The 4,472-nt window shown below is 71.4% G+C and carries 2 protein-coding genes; one reads left to right on the top strand and one right to left on the bottom strand.

Features of this window, described 5'->3' with window-relative positions:
• Positions 1 to 229: 229 nt before the first annotated feature.
• A complete protein-coding gene (locus Q7A36_RS38520) occupies positions 230 to 3,196 on the top strand; it encodes a hybrid sensor histidine kinase/response regulator (RefSeq protein WP_305109087.1) in 2,967 nt (988 codons plus the stop codon).
• A gap of 98 nt (positions 3,197 to 3,294) precedes the next feature.
• Here Q7A36_RS38520 and Q7A36_RS38515 read toward each other — a convergent pair.
• The coding region (locus tag Q7A36_RS38515) for an IS256 family transposase (protein WP_305109086.1) at positions 3,295 to 4,472 on the bottom strand (1,178 nt) is incomplete at its 5' end.

The raw sequence follows: 4,472 nt of genomic DNA, 5'->3' as shown, positions 1-4,472 counted from the left end.
GGCGAGGGCCGGCAGCAGGCCGAAAGCGTTGCTCGGAGCCCGGAACCAGGGATGCCGGCGCAGGCGGCACAGCAGACCAGCCGCAGCTGACCCCCAACTTTGCGGCAGTTCCGGTGCTGGAGGGCGCAGTACGGACGAGTGATCAAGACCAGGTGCTGCCCGACGTCGCCGGTCACGTCCGCCGTCGGACCAATCTCCTCGGCGGCGCTTGTGTGATCGTCGAGGCCGGTTGAAGCGTAGCCGGACTTCAATCAATTTTGCTCCGTACCGGACCGGTACGGCTGGAGACGCCGGCGAAACCCATGCCCAAGGCTTATCCCCATACCCTGCTGCGCTGCCGACGATGGCGCGGCGCGTTGGAGCCATGGTGGGACCGGCCGGAGGCGCCGCGGTGAATGCGAAGCCAGCATCCGCGTGGCACGACCTCGCCAGCGAAGCCCTTTTCCAGGCGCTCGGCGACAACGCCTACGAGTTAGACCGCGAGTTCCGCTTCGTCACATTCAACGCGGGCTGCGCCGCCTATTATGGCACACCAACCGAGGCCGCGCTCGGTCGCCCGGTCTGGGACGTGATGCCGGGCTCTCGCGGCAGCTGGCTCGAGGTCTTCCTGCGGGAGGCTATGGCCACCCGCCGGCCGGCGCGCGTCGAGCGCTCCGGCGTGGTCCGCCCCGACCGCTCGGTCGAGGTCACCGCTTTTCCTACCAGCCGCGGCCTCGGCGTCGCCTTCCGCGACCGCACCGCCGAGCACCATGCCGCCGAGACGCTACGAGAGAGTGAGGCGTGGTTGCGCCTGGCGCAGCAGGCGGGTGGGGTGGGCACATGGGAGTGGGACGTAGCCACCGGTGCGCTTCGCTGGTCGGAGGAGTGCCATCGCATCCACGGCACTGACCCGTGCTGCCCTGTGACGGTTGAGTCGTGGCGAGAGGGGATCCATCCGGAAGACCAAGCGCGGGTGCAGGCGGAACTCGCGACCCTACTGGCTTCCCCGCGGACGGGCTGGGAGGTGGAGTTTCGCTACCGCCGGCGATCGGACGGGACAGAGCGGTGGATCGTCGGCCGTGGCGAGGTGGTCTGCGATGTTGCGGGCCGGCCGCTGCGCATGCTCGGCGTGTCGCTCGACGTTACCGAGCGCCGCGCCGCGGAGGCGCGACTGCAACTCGCCCTGGAGGCGGGGCGGATGGCGGTGTTCGAGCTCGACGTCGCCAAGGATGCCGTCGTTGGCTCGCCCGAGCTGAACCGGCTGTTCGGTTTTCCACCCCACGCGGAGCCGACCCGCGAGGAGCGGCGGGCGCGCTATTTCCCAGGCGAGCGCGAGCAGCTGCTGCGGATAGGGCGGGAGGCGCTGGCGCGGGGTGAGCGGTTCTTCGAAGCCGAGTTTCGCTGCGTCTGGCCGGACGGCTCGGTGCGCTGGCTTCTGCTGCGGGCCGAGATGGTTTCCGGCGCCGACGGGCGCGTCACCCGCGTCCTCGGCGTGCTGGTCGACGTGACCGACCGAAAGGCGGCCGAGGCGGCCCTGGGCGAGACCGACGAGCGGCTGCGGCTGGCCACTGAGGCGGCCGAGGTCGGCTTCTGGGACATCGACCCCGTGGCGGGCACGCTGGTCTGGTCGCCCCGGGTCTACGCCATCTTCGGCGTCCCGCCCGGGACGCCGGTCGGCCGGGCGGATTTCCTGAATCGGCTGTATCCAGACGACCGAGCGGTGGTTGAGACTGCCTATGCCGCCGCCGCCAACCCTGCCCAGCGCGCACCCTACGACGTCGAGTACCGCGTCCTTGGCAGGGAGGACGGGACGGTGCGATGGGTCGCCTCGAAGGGTCGCGGGCTCTTCGACAAGGCTGGGCGCTGCATCCGCGTGATCGGCACCGCCATCGACGTGACCGGGCGCAAGCAGGCGGAGGCGGCGCTCGCCGAACGCGAGGTGGAGCTGCGTCGGTTGAACGAAACACTCGAGCACCGGGTCAGCGAGGCGGTGGCGGCGCGCGAGGACGCGCAGGCACGGCTGGCCCATGCGCAGCGCATGGAGGCGCTGGGTCAGCTCGCGGGCGGCATTGCGCACGACTTTAACAACGTGCTGCAGGCAGTACAGGGCGGTGCCCGGCTGATCGAGGCCGCACCTGGCGACGCACCGCGGGTGCTCCGGCTGGCGCGCATGGTAGCTGATGCCGCGAAGCGGGGCGCAGCGGTGACCCGTCGCCTGCTGGCGTTTTCCCGCCGCGCCGAGCTCCGCGCGGAGCCGACCGATGTGACGGATCTGCTGACGGCAATTCAGGAAGTGCTCGCGCACACGTTGGGTGCGGGGATCCGGATCGAGCTCTCGATCGAGCCACGGCTGCCGCCACTGTTCGCCGACAAGGGCCAGCTCGAGACGGCGCTGGTGAACCTCGCCGCGAATGCACGTGATGCCATGGCTGGACAGGGCGTGATCACCCTCTCGGCCGCGGCGGCGCTCTTCGCCGGCGATGAGCCGCGCCGCCCGCCTCGGCTCGGGCCCGGAGCCTATGTGCGCCTGGGGGTGCGCGACACCGGCGAGGGCATGACGCCGGAGGTGTTGGCGCGGGCGTCGGAGCCCTTCTTCACGACGAAGCCGGAGGGCAAGGGCACCGGTCTCGGCCTGGCCATGGCGCGCGGCTTCGCCGAGCAGTCCGGTGGGGCGTTGCATATCGAGAGTACGCCTGAGATCGGCACCACCGTGGCGCTCTGGCTGCCTGTCGCCGATGCGGAACTTCCGGCCGCAGCGCCCGCCATCGCACCACAGGCTGGCGAGAGGACCGCCCAGGTGCTCCTGGTGGACGACGAGGCGGCAGTACGGGACATCACCGCCGAAGGGCTTCGGGCGGCCGGCTATGCCGTGCGGCCGGCAGCGAGCGCGGCAGAGGCGCTCGCACATCTCGACGCGGGTGGCGTAGTGGATATCCTGGTGTCCGACCTGTCCATGCCGGGAATCGACGGGTTGGCGCTCGTCCGTGAGGCGCAGCGCCGGCAGCCCGGGCTGCCGGCAATCCTTCTCACCGGCTTCGTCACCGACGCGGCCGAGTTGGCGATGGGCGGCGCGCTGAGTGGCGCCTTCACGCTGCTGCGCAAGCCGGTTGAACCAGCAGCCCTGGCCGAGCGGATGGCGGTGTTGCTGGAGGGCCGAGAGGCAGAAGGCGGGCGTCGGGCTGGCGTCGGCACGGGGAGGGACGCCGATCGTCGCTGAACTCCTGCATTGTGTGCAACATGAGTGGTCAAGCCCGACTTGAACGGGGATGTCCCGGCCAATGTTGAGCATGGCGGGCGGCGCGGCCGAGAGTGACCCTATGCGGCGCGCGTCTGCTGTGCAATCGGCGTGATCGTCGCGGTCTTTGCTCGGTGAGCAGTGAGAGCGGCACGGAGCGCCGGAAGGTGCCGCTTCGCCTTCAGCCTGCGAAAGCCCTTGGCAGCTTCGAGCATCGCCGCGGCGGTCCAGCGCAGCGCCATGTCGGCGTCGCGCCAGCGCTTCACGTTGCGGCAGACCCGCCGCACCGAGCCCATGACGTTCTCGACGATGTTGGTGCAGGCCAGCGAGCGACGCAGCTCGCGCGGCAGCCGCAACCGAACGACGGTGAGGATCTCGTCGAGCCCCTCCAGGATCGATGCCGCAGCGCCGGGTGCCCGGGGCTCGAGGGTGCGCGCCAGGTTGCGCAGCAGCCGCTCGGCCTTGACCGCATCGTCCAGTTCCCAGGCCTGCCGCAACGCCCGGCGGACCGGCGCCTGCAGCGCCTTGGGCAGCCGCTCGGCGATGTTGCGAGCCTTATGGATTTGGCAGCGCTGGATGGGGGTGTCGCGTCCGAAGGTCCGCCGGATGGCCTTGGTCAGCGCTTTGGCCCCGTCCACGATGAACAGCCGGCAGACGCTCGGATCGAGCCCCCGACCGACCAAGTCGTCGAGCAGGGCCTGCACCACCACCGCGTTCTCGGTGGCGCCCTCCACCAGCCCGAGCGGGTGCTTCGCTCCCTCGCCATCGATGCCGATGGCAGCCAGCAGGACCAGGTCCTCCGTGACGTGGATGCCGTCGATCTGCACGGCCAAGAGGTCGAGCCCGGACAGGTCCTGCGCCATCCAGGCCGCCATCCGCTCGGCCGAGAGCGCGACGAACCGCCGCGAGGCGGCCGACTTCGACACCCCCGCGCCCGGGCCCGCCGGCACGTCGCCCTCGGGCAGCCGCACCGCCCGGCCGAACCGACGCGTGGCGACCCCGAGCAGCATCAGGTTCATCGCCCACCGCCCCAGCCAGTCCTCGCCCACCGCCCGCTCCCAGCTCGGCAGCACCACCTCCCGCCCACCGCGCTCGCGGACCCGCGGCCGCGCCACCGGGACCTTGCCGCCGTGGAAGCCGATCGGGCCGGCTGTCCGGCCCCAGCGCTGCGCCTGCCGCTCGCCGCCCCGCCCGTGCCGCGGGCCGCACAGCGCCGCCGCATCGGCCTCCATCATCTCCCCAAGCGCCTCCAGCCCCG

Origin of the sequence: Paracraurococcus lichenis, assembly GCF_030657435.1 — a bacterium.
In the GTDB taxonomy this organism is placed as follows: domain Bacteria; phylum Pseudomonadota; class Alphaproteobacteria; order Acetobacterales; family Acetobacteraceae; genus Paracraurococcus; species Paracraurococcus lichenis.
The sequence above is the reverse complement of the archived record's forward strand: the minus strand, read 5'-3'. Positions and strand labels throughout refer to the sequence as shown.